21 protein-coding genes are annotated in these 18,617 nt (G+C 70.2%); 15 read left to right on the plus strand and 6 right to left on the minus strand.

From position 1 onward, the window contains the following. The first annotated feature begins 99 nt into the window (after nucleotides 1-99). Both nudC and AC5DRG_RS35040 read left to right on the plus strand, forming a co-directional pair. Nucleotides 100-1,041 carry an NAD(+) diphosphatase gene (gene nudC / locus AC5DRG_RS35035; RefSeq protein ID WP_491803584.1) on the plus strand — a complete coding sequence of 314 codons (942 nt, stop codon included), beginning with the start codon at nucleotides 100-102 and terminating at the stop codon, nucleotides 1,039-1,041. 39 nt (nucleotides 1,042-1,080) lie between these two features. Next, nucleotides 1,081-1,350 (plus strand): glutaredoxin domain-containing protein, encoded by a 270-nt coding sequence (locus AC5DRG_RS35040; protein ID WP_491803585.1) that lies wholly within the window; start codon nucleotides 1,081-1,083, stop codon nucleotides 1,348-1,350. A gap of 69 nt (nucleotides 1,351-1,419) precedes the next feature. Here the strand turns inward: AC5DRG_RS35040 and AC5DRG_RS35045 are convergent, their stop codons facing one another. Further along, nucleotides 1,420-1,677, minus strand: a complete 258-nt coding sequence (locus tag AC5DRG_RS35045) for a mycoredoxin (protein ID WP_491803586.1) — start codon at nucleotides 1,675-1,677, stop codon at nucleotides 1,420-1,422. Nucleotides 1,678-1,851: 174 nt separating this feature from the next. Between AC5DRG_RS35045 and AC5DRG_RS35050 the strand changes: the two genes are divergently transcribed. The 5 genes from AC5DRG_RS35050 (at nucleotide 1,852) to AC5DRG_RS35070 (ending at nucleotide 5,773) form a co-directional block, all read left to right on the plus strand. Further along, complete coding sequence (locus AC5DRG_RS35050; protein ID WP_491803587.1) at nucleotides 1,852-4,098, plus strand: ATP-dependent DNA helicase UvrD2; 2,247 nt, start codon at nucleotides 1,852-1,854, stop codon at nucleotides 4,096-4,098. A 143-nt stretch (nucleotides 4,099-4,241) separates the two neighbouring features. Beyond that, on the plus strand, nucleotides 4,242-4,565 hold the full coding sequence (locus AC5DRG_RS35055; RefSeq protein WP_491803588.1) for a hypothetical protein: 324 nt from the start codon (nucleotides 4,242-4,244) through the stop codon (nucleotides 4,563-4,565). Between the two features lie 172 nt (nucleotides 4,566-4,737). Continuing rightward, on the plus strand, nucleotides 4,738-5,106 hold the full coding sequence (locus AC5DRG_RS35060; protein ID WP_057584309.1) for a WhiB family transcriptional regulator: 369 nt from the start codon (nucleotides 4,738-4,740) through the stop codon (nucleotides 5,104-5,106). Then, nucleotides 5,103-5,426 carry a putative WhiB-interacting protein gene (locus AC5DRG_RS35065; RefSeq protein ID WP_491803590.1) on the plus strand — a complete coding sequence of 108 codons (324 nt, stop codon included), beginning with the start codon at nucleotides 5,103-5,105 and terminating at the stop codon, nucleotides 5,424-5,426. Before AC5DRG_RS35060 ends, AC5DRG_RS35065 begins: the two co-directional genes overlap by 4 nt. Before the next feature lie 137 nt (nucleotides 5,427-5,563). After that, the gene (locus tag AC5DRG_RS35070; protein WP_491803591.1) at nucleotides 5,564-5,773 is read left to right on the plus strand and encodes a hypothetical protein; all 210 of its coding nucleotides are present in this window, start codon (nucleotides 5,564-5,566) and stop codon (nucleotides 5,771-5,773) included. A 13-nt stretch (nucleotides 5,774-5,786) separates the two neighbouring features. On the opposite strand, the gene AC5DRG_RS35075 is transcribed toward AC5DRG_RS35070, so the two are convergent. Next, nucleotides 5,787-7,160: an ABC1 kinase family protein gene (locus AC5DRG_RS35075; protein ID WP_491803592.1), complete on the minus strand. Its 1,374-nt coding sequence runs from the start codon at nucleotides 7,158-7,160 to the stop codon at nucleotides 5,787-5,789. After that, nucleotides 7,153-8,370 (minus strand): TOMM precursor leader peptide-binding protein, encoded by a 1,218-nt coding sequence (locus AC5DRG_RS35080; RefSeq protein ID WP_491803593.1) that lies wholly within the window; start codon nucleotides 8,368-8,370, stop codon nucleotides 7,153-7,155. The genes AC5DRG_RS35075 and AC5DRG_RS35080 overlap by 8 nt, the downstream gene beginning before the upstream one ends. 239 nt (nucleotides 8,371-8,609) lie before the next feature. Between AC5DRG_RS35080 and AC5DRG_RS35085 the strand changes: the two genes are divergently transcribed. The 4 genes from AC5DRG_RS35085 to AC5DRG_RS35100 all read left to right on the plus strand — a co-directional run bounded on the left by AC5DRG_RS35085 (nucleotide 8,610) and on the right by AC5DRG_RS35100 (nucleotide 12,467). Next, nucleotides 8,610-9,206: a M48 metallopeptidase family protein gene (locus tag AC5DRG_RS35085; RefSeq protein ID WP_491803595.1), complete on the plus strand. Its 597-nt coding sequence runs from the start codon at nucleotides 8,610-8,612 to the stop codon at nucleotides 9,204-9,206. A gap of 123 nt (nucleotides 9,207-9,329) precedes the next feature. Beyond that, nucleotides 9,330-11,003, plus strand: coding sequence for a TerD family protein (locus tag AC5DRG_RS35090; protein WP_491803596.1), 1,674 nt, complete (start codon nucleotides 9,330-9,332; stop codon nucleotides 11,001-11,003). A gap of 11 nt (nucleotides 11,004-11,014) precedes the next feature. After that, nucleotides 11,015-11,695 carry an AIM24 family protein gene (locus AC5DRG_RS35095; RefSeq protein WP_491803597.1) on the plus strand — a complete coding sequence of 227 codons (681 nt, stop codon included), beginning with the start codon at nucleotides 11,015-11,017 and terminating at the stop codon, nucleotides 11,693-11,695. Between the two features lie 16 nt (nucleotides 11,696-11,711). Continuing rightward, nucleotides 11,712-12,467, plus strand: a complete 756-nt coding sequence (locus AC5DRG_RS35100; protein WP_491803598.1) for an AIM24 family protein — start codon at nucleotides 11,712-11,714, stop codon at nucleotides 12,465-12,467. 45 nt (nucleotides 12,468-12,512) lie between these two features. On the opposite strand, the gene AC5DRG_RS35105 is transcribed toward AC5DRG_RS35100, so the two are convergent. Together AC5DRG_RS35105 and AC5DRG_RS35110 are read right to left on the minus strand one after the other, a co-directional pair. Then, complete coding sequence (locus AC5DRG_RS35105) at nucleotides 12,513-13,034, minus strand: NUDIX hydrolase (RefSeq protein WP_491803599.1); 522 nt, start codon at nucleotides 13,032-13,034, stop codon at nucleotides 12,513-12,515. After that, nucleotides 13,031-14,446 carry a zinc-dependent metalloprotease gene (locus AC5DRG_RS35110; protein ID WP_491803600.1) on the minus strand — a complete coding sequence of 472 codons (1,416 nt, stop codon included), beginning with the start codon at nucleotides 14,444-14,446 and terminating at the stop codon, nucleotides 13,031-13,033. The genes AC5DRG_RS35105 and AC5DRG_RS35110 overlap by 4 nt, the downstream gene beginning before the upstream one ends. 192 nt (nucleotides 14,447-14,638) lie before the next feature. On the opposite strand from AC5DRG_RS35110, the gene AC5DRG_RS35115 reads away from it, so the two are divergent. The 4 genes from AC5DRG_RS35115 (at nucleotide 14,639) to AC5DRG_RS35130 (ending at nucleotide 17,926) form a co-directional block, all read left to right on the plus strand. Further along, on the plus strand, nucleotides 14,639-15,751 hold the full coding sequence (locus AC5DRG_RS35115; RefSeq protein ID WP_491803602.1) for an SDR family oxidoreductase: 1,113 nt from the start codon (nucleotides 14,639-14,641) through the stop codon (nucleotides 15,749-15,751). 248 nt (nucleotides 15,752-15,999) lie between these two features. Continuing rightward, entirely contained in the window at nucleotides 16,000-16,461 is a 462-nt protein-coding gene (locus AC5DRG_RS35120; RefSeq protein WP_491803603.1) for a molybdenum cofactor biosynthesis protein MoaE, read from the plus strand. 147 nt (nucleotides 16,462-16,608) lie between these two features. Next, nucleotides 16,609-16,779, plus strand: coding sequence for a hypothetical protein (locus AC5DRG_RS35125; RefSeq protein WP_491803605.1), 171 nt, complete (start codon nucleotides 16,609-16,611; stop codon nucleotides 16,777-16,779). Nucleotides 16,780-16,828: 49 nt separating this feature from the next. Next, the gene (locus AC5DRG_RS35130) at nucleotides 16,829-17,926 is read left to right on the plus strand and encodes a YlbL family protein (RefSeq protein WP_491803606.1); all 1,098 of its coding nucleotides are present in this window, start codon (nucleotides 16,829-16,831) and stop codon (nucleotides 17,924-17,926) included. A gap of 127 nt (nucleotides 17,927-18,053) precedes the next feature. On the opposite strand, the gene AC5DRG_RS35135 is transcribed toward AC5DRG_RS35130, so the two are convergent. Continuing rightward, nucleotides 18,054-18,596, minus strand: a complete 543-nt coding sequence (locus tag AC5DRG_RS35135) for a PPA1309 family protein (RefSeq protein WP_491803607.1) — start codon at nucleotides 18,594-18,596, stop codon at nucleotides 18,054-18,056. Nucleotides 18,597-18,617: the final 21 nt, after the last annotated feature.

Here is an 18,617-nt window from a genome sequence, read left to right on the forward strand (position 1 = left end):
GCTCCGCACGATCACGCCCCGCCGGACCCGGTCGCCACCTGCCGTAGGTCCCGCTGAACCGCCGAAATATCCGTTGCACCGGGGGAGTTGGAAGCACCCGTGACCACCTGGACCGACCACACCGCCCGACCCATCTCGCTCACCGCCCCGAGCGGCATCGACCGCGCCGCACACCACCGCCTCGACGAGGCCTGGCTCGCGGCGGCATGGAGCCACCCCACGACCCGCTGCTTCGTGGTCTCCGGCGGCCAGGCCCTCATCGACGAGACGTCCGACGGGCGCACCGAACTCGTCATGACCCCCTCCTTCGAGGCCCCCCTCACCGAGGCACACCGCTACTTCCTGGGCAACGACGAGGACGGCGTCAGCTACTTCGCCCTCCAGAAGGACGCCCTGCCCGGCCGCATGGACCAGTCCGCGCGCCCGGCGGGCCTGCGCGAGGCGGGCCTGCTGCTGTCACCCCGCGACGCGGGCCTCATGGCGCACGCGGTCGCCCTGGAGAACTGGCAGCGACTGCACCGCTTCTGCTCCCGCTGCGGCGAGCGCACCGTCATCGCCGCGGCCGGGCACATCCGCCGTTGCCCGGCGTGCGGCGCCGAGCACTACCCGCGCACCGACCCCGCCGTGATCATGGCCGTCACCGACGAGGAGGACCGCATCCTCCTCGGCCGCCAGGTCCACTGGCCCGAGGGCCGCTTCTCGACGCTCGCCGGCTTCGTCGAGCCCGGCGAGTCCATCGAGCAGTCGGTGCGCCGCGAGGTCTTCGAGGAGGCCGGTATCACCGTCGGCCAGGTCGAGTACGTCGCCAGCCAGCCCTGGCCCTTCCCGTCCAGCCTGATGCTCGGCTTCATGGCCCGCGCCACCTCGACCGACATCGACGTCGACGGCGACGAGATCCACGAGGCCCGCTGGTTCTCCCGCGACGAACTGCGCGCCGCCTTCGACTCCGGCGAGGTCCTGCCCCCGTACGGCATCTCGATCGCGGCCCGCCTGATCGAACTCTGGTACGGCAAGCCGCTACCGACCCGAAGCGTGGTCTGACAAGGGACTCAGCCGGGACGGAGCAAGAGGGGGAGCACCATGGCCGACGAGCAAGACGGGGTCGTCCTGTACTGGCGGCCCGGTTGCCCGTACTGCATGAAGCTGCGGCTGCGCCTGCGGTTCACGCGGCTGCCGTACAGGCGCGTCAACATCTGGCGGGACCCCGAGGCGGCGGCCTTCGTGCGCTCGGTCGCCGACGGGAACGAGACGGTGCCCACGGTGACCGTGGCCGGGCACGCGATGGTGAACCCGTCGAAGAAGGACGTACTGACAGCGGTCGAGACGCACGCACCCCATCTGCTGCGCTGAGCCGCCGGACGCACAAAACCCCCGATCACCCGGAGGCCGGTCGGGGGTGATGCGGTGCCGGGGCAGGGTTCAGGCGCTGAGCGCCTGCTTCACCTGGGCAAGGCTCGGGTTGGTCATGACGACCTCGGAGCCGCCCTGAGAGGGGACGACCAGCACGGTCGGAACCGTCTGGTTCCCGCCGTTCGCCTTCTCCACGAACGCCGCGGACTCCGGGTCCTGCTCGATGTTGATCTCGTTGTACGTGATTCCCTCGCGGTCCAGCTGGCTCTTGAGCCGGCGGCAGTAGCCGCACCACGTGGTGCTGTACATCGTCACAGTGCCCGGCATGTCTCTCGTACTCCTCAGCGGTTCGGGGGACGGGTGGTCGCAGTGGTGGAACGTACGCGACCGGGCGGCCATTCCCACCGGCGGGACGTGACGCCTGCCGCATTAGTACGACTGCGGGTGCCTGCCTGTGGACAACCGGCTCACCCGTCTCCGGCGACCTGGCAGCATGGCCGTGTGACAGCAGCAACGCACTCCACCCTCTTCCCGCAGGTACCGGACTCGGCCGACGCGGTGCTCGAAGGGCTCGACCCCGAGCAGCGCGAGGTGGCCACCGCCCTGCACGGCCCGGTGTGCGTCCTGGCGGGCGCCGGCACGGGCAAGACCCGGGCGATCACCCACCGCATCGCCTACGGGGTGCGCGCCGGGATCCTGCAGCCCTCCACCGTGCTGGCCGTCACCTTCACCAACCGCGCCGCCGGCGAGATGCGCGGCCGACTCCGCCAGCTCGGCGCCGGCGGTGTGCAGGCGCGTACCTTCCACTCGGCCGCACTGCGCCAGCTCCAGTACTTCTGGCCGAAGGCGGTCGGCGGCTCCATGCCCCGGCTCGTCGACCGCAAGATCCAGCTCGTCGCCGACGCTGCCGCCGCCTGCCGTATCCGTCTCGACCGGGGTGAACTGCGGGACGTCACCGCTGAGATCGAGTGGTCCAAGGTCACCCAGACAGTCCCCGCCGACTACGCACCCGCCGCCGCCAAGGTCGGCCGCGAAGTCCCCCGCGACCCCGCCGAGATCGCCCAGCTGTACTCGGTCTACGAGGACCTCAAGCGGGACCGCGGGGTCATCGACTTCGAGGACGTCCTGCTGCTGACCGTGGCCATCCTCCAGGACCGCCACGACGTCGCCGAACAGGTCCGCTCCCAGTACCAGCACTTCGTGGTCGACGAGTACCAGGACGTCAGCCCGCTCCAGCAACGCCTCCTGGAGCTGTGGCTGGGCGAGCGGGACAACCTGTGCGTGGTCGGCGACGCCAGCCAGACGATCTACTCGTTCACGGGAGCAACTCCCGACCACCTTCTCGACTTCCGCACCCGCCACCCCGGCGCCACCGTCGTCAAGCTGGTCCGCGACTACCGCTCGACGCCCCAGGTCGTCCACCTCGCCAACGGTCTGCTCGCCCAGGCCCGCGGCCGCGCCGCGGACCACCGCCTGGAGCTGATCTCCCAGCGCGCCGCGGGACCCGAGCCCGGCTACGCCGACTACCCGGACGAACCCGCCGAGGCCGAGGGCGCCGCCCGCCGCATCCGCGAGCTCATGGCCGCCGGCGTCCCGGCCAGCGAGATCGCGATCCTGTACCGCACGAACTCCCAGTCCGAGACCTACGAGCAAGCTCTCGCCGACGCCGGAGTGCCCTACCAGCTGCGCGGCGCCGAGCGCTTCTTCGACCGCCCCGAGGTGCGCAAGGCCGGCGTCGCGTTGCGCGGTGCGGCCCGCTTCGGCGGCAACGACGCCCTGCTGGACGATGTCGTGGACCTGCCCTCGCAGGTGCGTGCCGTACTGTCCGGCGAGGGCTGGACCACCGAGCCCCCGGCCGGCTCCGGCGCCGTCAGAGAGCGCTGGGAGTCGCTGGCCGCGCTGGTGAACCTCGCTCAGGACTTCGCCGCCGCCAAACCCGGCGCCACCCTCGGCGACCTGGTCGCGGAGCTCGACGAACGGGCGAACGCCCAGCACGCCCCGACCGTGCAGGGCGTCACTCTCGCCTCTCTGCACTCGGCCAAGGGCCTGGAGTGGGACGTCGTCTTCCTCGTGGGCGTCGCCGAGGGCATGATGCCGATCACCTACGCAAAGACCGACGAACAGATCGAGGAGGAGCGCCGCCTCCTCTACGTCGGAGTGACCCGGGCGAGAGAACACCTCCATGTCTCCTGGGCCCTGTCCCGCTCACCCGGCGGACGCCCCAGCCGACGCCCCAGCCGCTTCCTCGACGGACTGCGCCCCGGCTCCGCCGGCACCCCGGGCCGCACCGGCACGGCCGGCCCCGGGGGCATCGAGCGCGGCTTCGGCGGCAGCGGCAGCGGCAGCGTCTGCGGTGCGGCCGCCCCGCACCGCAGACAGAGGACGCCCGCCCGCTGCCGGGTCTGCGGGCGCACGCTGACCGACGCCGGCGAGATGAAGCTGATGCGCTGCGAGGGCTGCCCCTCCGACATGGACGAGGGTCTCTACGAGCGGTTGCGCGAGTGGCGCGCGGTGCAGGCGGGGCGCAGCGGACAGCCCGCGTTCTGCGTGTTCACCGACAAGACCCTGATGGCCATCGCGGAGACCGTGCCCGACGACGAGGGCGAGCTGGCCCGGATCCCCGGCGTCGGGGTACGCAAGTTGAACCGCTACGGCGCCGATGTCCTGGCCATCTGCGCAGGCCAGGAGCTCGTGGGAGACGAGGACGGGGACGGGGCGGGGACGGAAACGAACTCGTCGAAAAAATAGTTTGCGCATGCCCCAGCAATCCCCATAGGTTCTTAATCGCGGCAACGGAGGCCTTCTCGGAGGCCCCGATTCCGTGCTGTACTTACATACCCGCAGGACTGGTTGACCCCAGTCCCCATAGACGCCGAGAGGAGGCGATTCCAGTGATCAGCATCAAGACCCGCTCCATCAGCACCGCCAAAATGACCGATCGCTCGGTCGTCTCCACGTGCATGCTCGGCGTTTCGAACCTGGGCACCGGTCTGTCCGGCAGCAATGCCGTGCGTCCGGCGTCCTCCCTGTCTCTCGCGGGTCTTCCCATCCGTGAGCGCAATGAGCGACCGACCAAGGCACTGGAAGCGGCAGTAGTGGCACAGGCGAAGGCCTATGCCGCGACGGCGACCGGTGCCGGATTCCGGAAGCTGACGACGCAGCACCACCAGATGTGGGCCTTCCGTGGGCCAGAACCCTGGAGTGATCCAGCCTGATCGATCAGGCCGGCGCCTTCAGGGCCGCGGAACCCCATCCGGGATCCGCGGCCCTTCTGTTTTCCCCGAACGGGGACGACGGAGCGAAGGGGCCTCGGGACAACAAAAGAACCCGGTACCAGCCGCAACCCGGTCCAACAGGGCCGGAACGACCAGACGAGGAAGACCAACCGTGCAACTCGAAGCGCACGCCCCGTCCGTACCGCCTTCCGAAACGATCCCCCCGCCCGGCCTCACGGAGGACTCCACCTTGACCCCGCTCACCGCGCTCACCGCGCTCGACGACGCCATCGAGAACCTCGGCGTACCCGTCCCCTGCCGTTCGTACGACCCGGAGGTCTTCTTCGCGGAGACGCCGGCGGACGTCGAGTACGCCAAGTCCCTCTGCCGCACCTGCCCGCTGGTCGAGGCCTGCCTCGCCGGCGCCAAGGAGCGGCGCGAGCCCTGGGGCGTCTGGGGTGGCGAGCTGTTCGTCCAGGGTGTCGTCGTCGCCCGGAAGCGGCCCCGTGGCCGCCCGCGCAAGAACCCGGTTACGGCATGAACACCGCAGGAACGATCGACCGTCCCTTCACGCACGACCCCAAGAAGCAGGCCCCGATGAAGCCGTCCCCCAGCGAGCCCGCAGGTTCCGCGATTCCAGACTTCACCACCACCGGCGCGATCGACTCGCGTCAGAACAGGACCCGAGAGATGCAACTCATTCCAGAAGCCCTCGCGCGTGCGCATATGCACGAGCGACTGCAAGAGGCCGAGCGGGAACGTCAGGCCCTGCGCCTGATCGCCGCCCGCCGCATGCAGCGCCGGGCCGAGCGCGCCTCGCTGCGCGCCCGCCGCGCGCTCGCCATGGCGGTCATGCAGTAACCCACCACACCTGAAGCGGTGGCCTCCCGACCTGGGGAGGCGAGAACTTCCCCGCGGGGGCCGGTCCGTCCGAACGGACCGGCCCCCGCGGTGCGTTGTGCCCGCCGATCCGCGGAGTGCGGCGATATCGTCGCCGCGTGACGAGTCTTCCCGGAGGCAGTGACGACGGCGGCTCCACGGTCGAGCCCCAGCCTCTTGTGTGCGCCCGCTGCGGCACCGCGGCCGAAGGTCCGCGGCCCACCTGGACCTGCTCGGTGGAGAACGGCGTCCGCCACTACTTCTGCGACAGCTGCTCCCGGCAGAACCTCAGAGCGATCGAGGGGCGGCTGGACTCGGCCTGGTGGTGAATCGCGGGCGAGTTCAGGCCCCCGCGACCGACCCCTCCACTTCGACTTCCTCGGCCTCCGGCACGAACCCCGGCAACCACTCCTCCAACTCCTCGCGCAGCCGTACCGTCGCTCCCAGCTGGCACAGCACACCGATGGTGCTCAGGGTCACCCGGTGTATCAGCAGATACGCCGGAGGCAGGTTGAGTTGCCGGCCCAGTTGGTGCGCGGGGGATCGGGGGTCGGCGATCCGGGCCGCCTGGCTGCGCATCCAACCGCGAGTGAAGGTGAACTCGTCGGCCTGTGCCGGCTCGATGATCGGCAGGAGGTAGTCCAGGACGGCGTCGGGATCCAGCTCTATGGATTCCTTGACGAAGCCCTCGGCACACAGCAGTTCGTAGACCGCCTCGGCGTCGCCGTCGAGGGTCATGCGCAGGGAGTCGCCGATGGGCGTCGGCAGTCCGCCGGGCAGCCGGTCGACCGTGCCGAAGTCCAGGACACCCAGGCGCCAGTCGTCTTTGCCGCCCGGGCCACCGGGCAGCAGACGGAAGTTGCCCGGGTGCGGGTCGGCGTGCAGGAGGCCGGTGCGGGCCGGGCCGGAGAAGAGGAACCGGGCCAGGAGCTGCCCTGCACGGTCGCGCTGCTCCGGCGAACCGTCCGCGATCACCTCCGACAGCGGGACACCGTCGATCCACTCGCTCACCAGGATCTGGTCGCACTGGTGGACGACAGCAGGCACGATGACGTCCGGGTCGTCCGCGAACTCCTCGGAGTGGGCTTCCTGGGCCTGCGCCTCCAGGCCGTAGTCCAGTTCCTCGGAGACCCGGTCGCGGAGCTCGGCGATGAGCGGCTTGATGTCGATCCCCGGGATGAGGGGACCCAACAGGCGGGCAAACCTGCTCAATTGGTTCAGGTCGGACAGAAGGGCCTCGCCGGCGCCTGGATACTGCACCTTGACCGCGACCTCGCGACCGTCGTGCCACACGGCCCGGTGCACCTGCCCGATCGAGGCCGCCGCGGACGGCTTCTCCTCGAACTCCAGGAACAGGTCCTGCCAATCCGCGCCGAGCCGCTCCTTGAGCACGGAGTGCACGGTGCGCGTCGGCATCGGGGGCGCCGCCTCCTGGAGCTTCGTCAGCGCCACCCGATAGGGGCCCGCGACCTCCTCGGGCAGGGCCGACTCGAAGACGGACAGTGCCTGTCCGAACTTCATCGCACCGCCCTTGAGCTCGCCGAGCACCTTGAACAGCTGCTCCGCCGTGCGCTGTTGCAGCTCGCGGCCGACGATCTCCGCGGACTCGCCGACGATCCGCTTGCCGAGGCCCCAGGTGGCCCGTCCGGCGAAGCCGAGCGGGAGCGCGGCGAGCTTGGCGGTCCGGGTGACCGCCTTCCGGGGAAGATCAGACATGCGCCCTCCAAGTCCCTGCAAGCCGTGCCGCCTCTGCCTTGCGGCGTAACTGCTCCGACGGCCGTTGCTCCGCCATTGTCGCGTGCGACTCCCCGTCAGTAGAGGTGTTGTGTTCCTCCTTACCTTTCTCCGCGGCTCCGCACGGGCATGCGGGATGCGCCCAGACCGGCCGTGCGTGCCAGTGAAGTCCGGGCACGGAGACCTCCCAGCGCGCGCCCGCGCTTGACGGCGACCCGCCGTCCAGGAAAGCGAGCGCGTGCGCCGCCGCCAGACCGGCGACCGTTGTGGCCAGCGTCACGTCGCAGGGCCCGACCTGGCGCTGCTTCCCTGAGCGCCACTGCGCGACCAGACGCGGCCAGGTCGGATCCCGGTCGGCGCGCCCCTGGTGCAGACAGCCGGCGCAACTCGTCTCGCCCGGCAGGACGAACGGGCCGACGACGCCCGTGCCCTCCACGACCCCGGCATAGAGATGGGGTGTCCCCGAGGAGAGGAGGGGCTCGGTGACGGCGGGGTCGGGCGCGTGCACGGCGACGTCGTCCCGCGGAGCCAGGATCACCAGGGAGAAGCCGAGGTCCGCGTCATCGAGCGGTGACCGGGGACCGCGGCGGCCGGGACGGTCCGGTGCCGCCCGGCGCACGGCCTGCGCGGCGGCCTCGTCCCGGCGCTCACCGACGGCCTCGGCGGACAGCCCGCCCGGTGCCACGTCCCACGGCTCGACCCGGCCGGCGTCACGCACATCGACCTCGCCGACACCCGCGGCCGACAGCAGCGACGCCAGGACCGCGCCCACCCGGCCCGCGCCGCGCACCTGCACGCGCAACGAACGGCGGGCGGCCAGACGGCCGAGCGCGTCGCCCGGTTCGGACGTGACCAGCGAGAGCGAGGCGAGGTCGGGGCGCAGCCGGTCCAGGACCGACTTCTTCTCCCGCAGGGCGTCCGCGGCCGGACCGCCTCCCTTCGCGTCGTCGAGGAGCCCGGCTCGCTCCAGCCGCCGCACCAGCCCGTCGACATGGCCGTCGGGCAGGTCCATCCGGCGTCCTTCCTCCCGCAGGAGCGGAAGCCCGCGTGTGCCGTTGAGCAGATCCAGGAAACTGCCCGTGGCCGTGTCCATCGGACCGAGTGTCATCGCGTGCGCCGGTGTCATCCCGAACTGCACGGTGTTGAGATCGCGCCAGCCGCGCCGGAGCGCGGGTTTCACCATCGGATGCATGACAGGCCCCCGTAGCCGTCGGAAAAGCGAAAAAGCCCCTGAGATGTCCAGGTCGGCAGGTGGCGGTCAGTCCACGATTCGCCGACGAGAGCCAGCATGCCCGGCCCCGCCCGAGGGTGCCGAAAGTTGTCCACAGGCGGTGGATATTCGTCGTACAAATCAAACGCATTGGTGGGGGATCGGAAGCGAACCGTCCCGGAGTCGGGACTTCCCGCATGCACAACGGGTAACGTCGGGGCGTGCCCGCCGACCCACTGCACCGCGCCGGAAACCCACAGCGCAGCACGACGAGCCAGCCGCCAAGCGGCTCGGGGGCGAGCGCGATCGAGGTGCGCAGGAGCGCCCGGCGCCGCCGGACCGTCTCCGCGTACCGCGAGGGCGATCGCACCGTCGTGCTCATCCCCGCTCGGATGTCCGAGGCGGAGGAGCAGCGCTGGGTCAGCGTCATGCTCGACAAACTGGCCGCCCAGGAGAGCAAGCGGGTCCTCGGCGACGCCGAGCTGGCCGAGCGCGCGCTGCGGTTGTCCGAGCAGTACTTCGACGGCCGGGCCCGGCCCGCCTCCGTACGCTGGGTCACCAACCAGAACACGCGCTGGGGCTCGTGCACCCCGTCCGAGGGCAGCATCCGTCTCTCGCACCGACTGCAGGGCATGCCCGAGTATGTCGTCGACTACGTCCTCGTCCACGAACTCGCGCATCTGCTCGTGCCCGGACACGGGCCCCGGTTCTGGCGGCTCCTGGAGGCGTATCCGCGGACCGAGCGGGCCCGTGGCTACCTCGAAGGTGTGGTCGCCGCCGACCGGCTGCCGCACCTGCCCTCCGCGCGGGACGAGTGACCGTACGGCGTGGCTCTCTGTACCGGGTTTGTACCAGCCTCATCCCTTTCCGGATTTAGCCGTTAGCCTGACGCGACGCACTTCCGGCGTACTCGCCATCGGGATGGGGGACGGTCGTTACGCATGGCCAGGGAATTCCAACGCGGCCACAAGGCCAGGATCAGTGACCTCACCGCGGGCACCGATCTGTACGTAGGTGTACAGATCTCGGGCCCCGGGCTGAGTTTCGACATCAGCTGCTTCGGTCTCGACGCCGACGAACGGCTTTCGGACGACCGGTACTTCATCTTCTTCAACCAGCCGAAGTCCCCCGAGGACGCGATCCAGTTGCTGGGCGCGCAGGCGGGTGACACGGAGTCGTTCCGCGTCACGCTGGACAGCGTCCCGCCGCAGATCCAGAAGCTGTCGTTCACGGCGACGCTCGACGGCGCCGGGCAGATGTCGCAGATCGCCCCCGGATACATCCGCATCGTCGCGGGCGGCGAGGAAGTGGCGCGCTACGCGTTCAACGGCTCGGAGTTCTCCACCGAACGGGCCGTCATGCTGGGCGACTTCTACCTCAAGGACGTCTGGCGGTTCGCCGCGGTCGGCCAGGGCTTCGACGGCGGCCTCGACGCGCTGCTGAGGAACTTCGGCGGCGAGGTCGCCGAGGAGGAGACCCCCGAGCCCGAGCAGCAGCCCCAGCCCGGTGGCGCCGTCCCGGGCTTCGCACCACCCGCTCAGGCTTCCGCGCCGCCCGCGTTCGGCGCCCCGGCCGCGCCCGCTCCTGCCCCGGCGCCCGCGCCACAGCCCGCCGCGCAGGGCTTCGCGCCGCCTCCCGCGCCGCCTGCCCCGGCGCCCGCGCCCCAGGTGCACACCGCGCCGACCGTCGTCGCGCCGATGACCCCTCCGCCCGGCGCCCCCGTGCCGCCCCCGGCCCCCGCGCCGTACGGGCAGCCGGGTCAGCAGCCGCCGCCGTACGGCCAGGCCCCCGGCCAGACCGCTCCGCTGCCTCCCGGCTACGGACAGCCGCCCCAAGCACCCCAGGCGCCGCAGGCCCCGACGGCACCTCCCGGCTATGGACAGCAGCCCCCCTTCGGGCAGGTCCCGGCCCAGCCGGCCGCCTACGGAGTGCCGCAGGGCGCTCCACAGGGCGGTGCCGGCGTGTCGGCCGCGCTCCAGAAGTTCAAGGAGACGCCCACCGGTCAGCGCTGGACGCAGCAGAACAAGAAGCTCATCCGCGTCGACCTCGGTATCGGCGGTCAGCCCGTGCTGGCGCGTCAGGGCAGCATGGTGCTCTACCAGGGCAAGGTCGACTTCAGCTACAAGGGAGCGGGCTTCGCCGGCCGGATCGCGGGCAACGTGACCGGCCAGGAGATGCAGCTCATGCGCTGCACCGGCCAGGGGCAGGTGTTCCTTGCCGAGAACTCGTCGATGCTGCACCCCATCGAACTCCAGGGCGACGGCATCTGCGTCTCCGCGGAGAACGTGCTCGCCTTCGACGAGAGCCTGCAGTACGAGGTCCGCCGCGTCGAAGGACACGGCATCCCCGGTGGCGCCCTGTTCACCATGCTGTTCCAGGGCACCGGCACGATCGTCGTGAAGACGCACGGAGCACCCGTGGTCCTGCCCGTCACACCGACGACGTTCGCCGACTGCAACGCCGTGGTCGCCTGGTCCTCGGCCTGCCAGCCGATCGTCTCCAGCCAGGTACGGATGCGCCGCAACGCCTACCCCGGCGACACCGGAGAGAGCGTCAACCTCCAGTTCCGGGGCGCGCCCGGCAACTTCATCGTCGTCCAGCCGTACGAGGTCTGAGGGAGCCCGTCATGAACCAGCCGCTCGCGGGCTACGCCCCCGCACCCGTCACCGCCCGCATGGACAACCACGGCAACCACATGCTCAAGGTCGCCATGCAGACCGGAAACGACCTCCTCGCGCGCGTGGGCTCGATGGTCGCCTACGAAGGATTCATCCAGTACGAGCCCAACCCGCCCGCCGTGCGCCAGATCGCCCGCGACTGGGCCACCGGCGAGGGCGCGCCGCTGATGAAGTGCTCCGGCGACGGCCTGCTCTACCTCGCCGACTACGGGGCGGACGTCGTCGTGATCAACCTCAACGGCGACGGGATCTCCGTCAACGCCACCAACCTGCTCGCCTTCGACGCGTCCCTCACCTGGGGCGTCGAGCGCGTCAAGGGGCTCGCCAAGTTCGCCGGGCAGGGCCTGTGGAACACCAAGATCACAGGCCAGGGCTGGGTCGCGCTGACCTCCCGGGGCAAGCCGATCGTCGTCGACTGCGGCGGTGGCGAGGACGAGACGTACGTCGACCCGGACGCGCTCGTCGCCTGGTCCCCGAACCTCAAGGTGAAGGGCAAGCGCAGCTTCAAGGCGCAGTCGCTGATCGGCCGGGGCAGCGGCGAGGCCTACCAGATGGCCTTCTCCGGCCAGGGCATCGTCGTAGTCCAGCCCAGCGAGGACAGCACCGACCGTCTCCGGCTCCGGGGCTGAGGGGGATCACCACACCATGCAGAGCCCGCTTTTCGCCTACAACGACCAGCAGACCCAGGACCGCTACAGCCTGCAGAACAAGCAGATGCTGCGCGTCGTCCTGGAGGGACACGACGACATCCTCGCCCGCAAGGGCACCATGGTCGCCTACCAGGGCCTCGTCGAGTTCGACGCCGAGTACCAGAGCAACAACCAGCGTCGCGCGCGTGCGCACACCGGTGAGGGCCTCAGCCTGATGCGCTGCCACGGACAGGGCACGGTCTTCCTCGCCAACCTCGCCCAGCACATCCACGTAGTGGATGTGGAACAGGACGGCCTGACGGTCGACAGCAATTACGTCCTCGCGATGGACTCCTCGCTGCACCACGAGGTCATCGCCGTCGACAGCCTGTACGGCATCTCCGGCTCGGGGAAGTACCAGCTCAACATCACCGGCCGCGGCAAGGTCGCCCTGATGACCTCGGGCGCGCCGCTGATGATGCAGGTCACGCCCGACAAGTACGTCAACTGCGACGCCGACGCGATCGTCGCCTGGTCCACCTCTCTGCGCGTGCAGATGCAGGCCCAGACGCACTCCTCCGGGATATGGCGCCGCCGCGGCAACACCGGCGAGGGCTGGGAGCTCAGCTTCATGGGCAGCGGCTACGCGCTCGTCCAGCCCAGCGAACTGCTGCCGCCGCAGAACGCCGTGATCGGACAGGGCATGGCCGCCCAGTTCGGCATGGGCCAGCAGGGAGCCCGGGGACAGAACCAGGGCAACGCCTGGAGCTGAAGCGATGTAAGGGGTGACCCGCAATGGCGGTCACCCCTTACACCTTCACAGCCGCGCCCGGGTCGCTTCCAGCAGCCGTACGACCGACTCATCCGCTACGTCCGCCACCTCGTCGTAGGCGAACCAGCGCACGTCGAGAGACTCGTCGCTGACCGTGTGCGTCGCGTCGGGCGGGGCCACCACCGCGTACTGGACGTCGAAGTGACAGTGGCACGGCGGCGGGATCGGATGCCGGTCCAGGCGCACCGGGCCACCGGGCAGCAGGGTCAGCCCCTCGACCCCGGACTCCTCCGTCGCCTCACGCAGGGCAGCCGCCTCCAAGGAGATGTCCTGTGGCTCGCAGTGGCCGCCCATCTGGAGCCACATCCGCAGCTTCTTGTGGAGCGTGAGCAGCACCCGACCCTGCTCCGGGTCGATGACCAGGCCACTGGCGGTGAGGTGCCCTTCCTCGCAGGCCTTCCATATGCCGTCCGGGTGAGCCGCGAGATGGTCCAGGTACGCCTGGCGGAGCTCCGCCTGGTCCTCGTAGCCCTTGAGGACCAGGACGGCGTCGTCGTACAAGCTCACTCGGTGTCGTCGTCCTTCTTCTTCAGGTCAGGCTTCTCGGCCGCCTCGCCCAGCATCTTGTCCAGCTCCGAGAAGTCCAGCTGCTCGCGGTGCACGAAGCCGTCCGGGTCGTCCAGGTCCGAGGCCGTCGGCAGCATGTCCGGGTGGGCCCACAGGCCGTCGCGGCCGTCGACACCGCGCGCGTCCGTGAGCGAGGCCCACAGCCGGGAAGCGTCGCGCAGACGGCGCGGGCGCAGCTCCAGGCCGATCAGCGTGGCGAACGTCTGCTCGGCCGGGCCACCGGTGGCCCGGCGCCGGCGCAGCGTCTCGCGCAGCGCGTCCGCGGACGTCAGGCGCGGCTTCGCGGCCGCGTGCACCACCGCGTCGACCCAGCCCTCGACGAGCGCCAGAGCCGTCTCCAGACGGGCCAGGGCGGCCTTCTGCTCCGGGGTGTCCTCCGGCTGGAACATGCCCTGCTGGAGGGCGTCCTGCAGCTGCTCCGGGTTCTGCGGGTCGAACTGGCCGACCACGTCCTCCAGCTTGGCCGTGTCGACCTTGATCCCGCGCGCGTACCCCTCGACCGCGCCGAACAGGTGCGAGCGCAGCCACGGCACGTGCGCGAAGAGGCGCTGGTGGGCGGCCTCGCGCAGCGCGAGGTACAGCCGCACCTCCTCCTTGGGCACGCCCAGGTCCTTGCCGAACGCCTCGATGTTCACCGGCAGCAGCGCGGCCTTGCCGACCGGGCCGAGCGGCAGGCCGATGTCGGTCGAACCGACGACCTCGCCTGCGAGCACGCCGACGGCCTGCCCGATCTGCGTGCCGAACATGGCGCCGCCCATCGAGCGCATCATGCCGATCAGCGGGCCCGCCATGGCCTGCATCTCCTCCGGCAGAACATCGCCCATGGCCGCGCCGACGCGCTCGGCGACCGGATCGACGAGCTCCTTCCACGCCGGCAGGGTCGCCTCGACCCACTCCGCGCGGCTCCACGCCACCGCGGAACCGGCACCGGACGGCAGCGACGTCGCGTCGTCCAGCCACAGATCGGCCAGACGGACGGCCTCCTCGACCGCGGTGCGCTCGGAGGGGCCCACGCTTGCGTCCTTGGTGCCCTCAGAAGTGCCCTGGGCGACCGTCTGGCGGGCGATCTGCTTGGCCATGTCCCAGTTCACCGGGCCGCCCTCGTACGAGAGCATCTGGCCCAGCTGCTGGAACGCGGCGCCCAGGTCGTTGGGGTTCAGTGAACCGAACATGGCAGCGAGCGGATTGTCGGCTCCGGGGGCGCCAAAACCTCCGGCTCCGGGCAGGCCCCCGAACCCGAACGGGTTGTCCGGTCCCTGACCACCGCCGCTCTGCTGGTCCTTCTTCTTGCCCTCGTCGCCGTCTTCCGGCTCCTCCGGCGGAAGGCCGAAACCGAATGGGGTGTCACTCACGGGATTCCTCGGCTGGTAAGGCCACCGGTTCTCTCCGGCGGCACGGCTGCCCTGCAACACCACCCAGCGTAGACACCACTGGCGGTTCGGGCCTCGGTGCTTCGCCGACTCTCGGCCTGCGGCAGGATGGATGCCACCTGGTACGTACGCGTCACTCGCGCCCGTATTGAAGACAACCGCTGGAGACGCCCGGTGAGTTCCCCAGATCCGCAGATTCGCGGAGCGCGAAACCACTCAACCACGCCCGCCGTGCGCGGGCCCGTCGTCGCGGTCACCGGCGCCGCGTCCGGCATCGGAGCGCTGCTCACCGAGCGGCTCGCCGCGTCCGACGAGATCAAGCAGGTCATCGCCATCGACGAGCGGCGCGGTGAGTGCGCGGCCGCGCTCTGGCACATCCTGGATGTACGAGATCCGGCCATCGCGGAAAAGCTGCGCGGGGCCGATGTGGTGGTCCATCTGGCGCTCGATCTGGACCTGGAGACGGACGCCGCCGCCCGTACGGCCTACAACGTGCGGGGGACTCAGACCGTGCTGACCGCCGCCGCGGCGGCCGGGGTCCACCGGGTCGTGCTCTGCACGTCCGCGATGGTCTACGGAGCGTTGCCGGACAACGAGCTGCCGCTGTCCGAGGACGCCGAGCTGCGGGCCACCGCGGAGGCCACCGGGGTCGGTGACCTGCTGGAGATCGAGCGGCTGGCGCGGCGGGCTCCGCGCGCGCATCCCGGGCTCAACGTCACCGTTGTCCGGCCGGCTGTTCTCGTCGGGGGCACCGACACCGCCCTGACCAGGTACTTCGAGTCGCCTCGGCTGCTTGTCGTGGCCGGGTCGCGGCCTGCCTGGCAGTTCTGTCACGTCGAGGATCTGTGCAGCGCTCTGGAGTACGCCGTTCTGGAGAAGGCGGACGGGGAGCTGGCCGTCGGGTGTGACGGGTGGCTGGAGCAGGAGGAGGTCGAGGAGCTCAGCGGGATCCGGCGGATGGAGCTGCCGTCGGCGGTCGCGCTGGGGGCGGCGGCTCGGTTGCACCGGATCGGGCTCACACCGTCTCCGGCCGGGGATCTGGCGTACACGATGTATCCCTGGGTGGTGAGCGGGAGTCGGCTGCATGACGCGGGGTGGCGGCCGCAGTGGAGCAACGAGGAGGTGCTCGCGGAGCTGCTTGAGGAGGTTGCCGGGAGGCATACCGTTGCCGGGCGGCGGCTCGGGCGGAAGGACGCGACTGCGGCGGGGGCCGCGGGGGCGACGGTCGCACTGCTGGGTGCGGCGGCTGTCGTGCGGCGGGCTCGGAAGGCTCGGCGGCGGATCTGACTGTGCGGGGTGCTGCCGCGTGGGGCGGCTTTTTTCGCCCCCGCCGCCCCTGCCCGTCCCATCCCTGGGGGCTGCGCCCCCAGACCCCCCTTTCGGCCCTGAAGGGGCCTTGTCCTCAAACTCCCCCAGAGGGGGGACCCCCAGACGGGCTGATGATGCTCGCCCTGTAGGAGACTCCGAAGCCGCACGCGTGCGTGCTGGTGAATGTTCTGTTCCTGGTTGTCCGTGGCTTGGGGCACGATGGAGGCATGGCAGCCATGAACGATCATCCCGGTGAGCTCGGTGCGCAGGATCCCATCAAGCTTCTCGGTATTCGCGAGACCGCGCTCTCTCTCGACGAGGTCTTTCGGGCCGTCGGGGATGACGCGGCCGGGGGGACCGCGCTGTTTGTCGGGACCGTGCGGAATCATGACGGGGGGGCCGATGTCGATGAGCTCGGGTACTCGTGTCATCCCAGTGCGGAGGCCGAGATGCGGCGGGTCGCGGAGAAGGTCGTCGCCGAGTATCCGGTGCGGGCGCTGGCGGCCGTGCATCGCGTCGGGGACCTCAAGGTCGGGGATCTCGCCGTCGTCGTCGCCGTCTCTTGCCCGCATCGCGGTGAGGCCTTCGAGGCCTGTCGGAAGCTGATCGACGACCTCAAGCACGAAGTGCCCATCTGGAAGCACCAGAAGTTCTCCGACGGGACCGAGGAGTGGGTCGGCGCCTGCTGAGCGGACGATCCGCCTCCTCATCTCCTTCCCGACCTCTTACTCTCCTTCCGGTTGCGTAACCGCACCCCTGGCGTGAGCGTTGTCAGTGCGGATGGTTAATCTGCTGATCAGTCAGTTGCGGTCGCTCATCGGGGTTGGGAGGTCGGCATGGCGGCGCTCGCCTGGTTGCTGATTCCGCTTTTGGCTGCGATCGGCGCCGGTCTGTGGGGAAGTTGGGCCAACCGCACGCGTAAGACGCGCAGCGACCGCCCCGAGCTCGACGGGTACGCGCGTTTCCGCGAGGCCATGGAGAAGTCGAAGTCGCACTCCGGCTTGTGACGGGCGGCCCTGACGGGGCGCTGACAGACACGTCCCGTACTGTCGTTCCATGCCACGCCGCACCGCGACGATGCTCGCCTCCACCCTGATGCTGATCGCGCTCCTGTGCGCGGGAGTGTTCATCCCCGTGCCGTATTCGGAGATGTCCCCGGGCCCGACGGTGAACACCCTCGGCGATCACGACGGCGAGCCGGTACTGCAGATCTCCGGGCGCAAGACCTACGCGACCAGCGGGAATCTGAACATGACCACGGTGCGCGTCACCAGCGCCGACTACAAGATGAACCTGGTCGAGGCCGTCTACGGATGGCTCGCGCACGACAACAAGATCGTGCCGCACGACACGCTCTACCCGGACGGCAAGACGGAGGAGCAGTCGACCCAGGAGAACGCCGAGGAGTTCAGCCAGTCCCAGGAGAGTGCCAAGGTCGCCGCCCTGAAGGAGCTGGACATCCCCGTGAAGTCCTGGGTGATCGTCTCGACCGTCGTCAAGGACTCCCCGTCCGAGGGCAAGCTGCACGCCGGTGACGTGATCAAGGCGGTAGACGGTACGACGGTGAAGGCGCCCGACGACGTCGCCGAACTGGTCACCAAGCACAAGCCCGGCGAGGACGTCGACTTCACGATCATCCCCGCCAAGGAGCAGGCCGCCGCCGAGAAGGCCAACAAGACGGCGACCAGGACCGAGAACATCACCATCACCACCGCGACGTCCGACGACACCGGTGAGAAGCGCGCCATCGTCGGGATCTCCGCGGGGACCGACCACACGTTCCCGTTCACCGTCGACATCAAGCTCGCCGACGTCGGCGGGCCGAGCGCCGGCCTGATGTTCGCCCTCGGCATCTACGACAAGCTCACCCCGGGCAGCCTCACCGGCGGCAAGTTCGTCGCCGGCACCGGCACGATCGACGACGACGGCACGGTCGGCCCGATCGGCGGCATCGAGATGAAGACGGTGGGCGCGCGCAGCAAGGGTGCCCAGTACTTCCTGACGCCCGCCGACAACTGCGCGGCCGCCGCCTCCGACACACCCGACGGACTCACGCTCGTCAAGGTCGCCACCATCGACGACGCCCTCGGCGCCCTCAAGGACATCCGCAGCGGCGACACCGCCGACCTGCCGAAGTGCACCACCAAGGGCTGACAGAGAGACAGAGAAACAGAGAAACAGAGACGGCTCTACGACGACGGGGGCGCCCCCAGCACGAAGGGCGCCCCCGTCGTCGTACGCGAAGAACTACCGAAGGGACCCCGTCCCCTCAGTCCGCGAATCAGTCCTCGAACGTCGCCGACAACGCCTCCGCCAGGCCCGGGACCAGGCCCGAGCCCGTGAGGACCTCCGTCGGGGCGTCCTTCTCGCGCAGGCGCAGGGCCGAGTCGCGGGTGCCGTCGCGGAGGACACCGACCGTCATGCGGACCTCCTGACGGTCCGGATGCTTGGCGACCCACTTCGTGAGGGCGGCGTCGTTCAGGCCCTCCGGGACCGAGGCCTCGGCGGACGGCGGCAGCATCAGCCGCTCCACCGTGAGCGCGCAGCCGACGACGGCGCCGGGCCAGGCGATCGTGCCGAGGAACTCGTCCAGCGGCTTGCCGGCCGGGATCTCGTCCTGCTCGATCGGGGTGAGACCGGTGGTCTCCTGCTCGTCCTCCAGGCCGAGCTGGGCCGCGAGGGAGGGTTCCTGAGTCCGCAGCCGCGCGGTGTCTACGAGGGCGAAAAGGCGAGCGGGCTGGTCCCAGCCGAGGGTGGAGGCGTACTCGTCGATCTCGAGTACGGCCCGGGTGAGGGGGCTCGCTGCCATGGGAGTGTTGGACATAGTCACAATCCTGCCTCGTTG

Source organism: Streptomyces sp. JLBG701, assembly GCF_058544905.1.

Coding starts and splice junctions, on each gene's coding strand:
- AC5DRG_RS35100 (WP_491803598.1), top strand. CDS start 11,712: ATGCAGAGCCCGCTTTTCGCCTACAACGACCAGCAGACCCAGGACCGC.
- AC5DRG_RS35045 (WP_491803586.1), bottom strand. CDS start 1,677: ATGCCGGGCACTGTGACGATGTACAGCACCACGTGGTGCGGCTACTGC.
- AC5DRG_RS35095 (WP_491803597.1), top strand. CDS start 11,015: ATGAACCAGCCGCTCGCGGGCTACGCCCCCGCACCCGTCACCGCCCGC.
- AC5DRG_RS35135 (WP_491803607.1), bottom strand. CDS start 18,596: ATGTCCAACACTCCCATGGCAGCGAGCCCCCTCACCCGGGCCGTACTC.
- AC5DRG_RS35125 (WP_491803605.1), top strand. CDS start 16,609: ATGGCGGCGCTCGCCTGGTTGCTGATTCCGCTTTTGGCTGCGATCGGC.
- AC5DRG_RS35065 (WP_491803590.1), top strand. CDS start 5,103: ATGAACACCGCAGGAACGATCGACCGTCCCTTCACGCACGACCCCAAG.
- AC5DRG_RS35090 (WP_491803596.1), top strand. CDS start 9,330: ATGGCCAGGGAATTCCAACGCGGCCACAAGGCCAGGATCAGTGACCTC.
- AC5DRG_RS35120 (WP_491803603.1), top strand. CDS start 16,000: ATGGCAGCCATGAACGATCATCCCGGTGAGCTCGGTGCGCAGGATCCC.
- AC5DRG_RS35130 (WP_491803606.1), top strand. CDS start 16,829: ATGCCACGCCGCACCGCGACGATGCTCGCCTCCACCCTGATGCTGATC.
- AC5DRG_RS35040 (WP_491803585.1), top strand. CDS start 1,081: ATGGCCGACGAGCAAGACGGGGTCGTCCTGTACTGGCGGCCCGGTTGC.
- AC5DRG_RS35080 (WP_491803593.1), bottom strand. CDS start 8,370: ATGCATCCGATGGTGAAACCCGCGCTCCGGCGCGGCTGGCGCGATCTC.
- AC5DRG_RS35075 (WP_491803592.1), bottom strand. CDS start 7,160: ATGTCTGATCTTCCCCGGAAGGCGGTCACCCGGACCGCCAAGCTCGCC.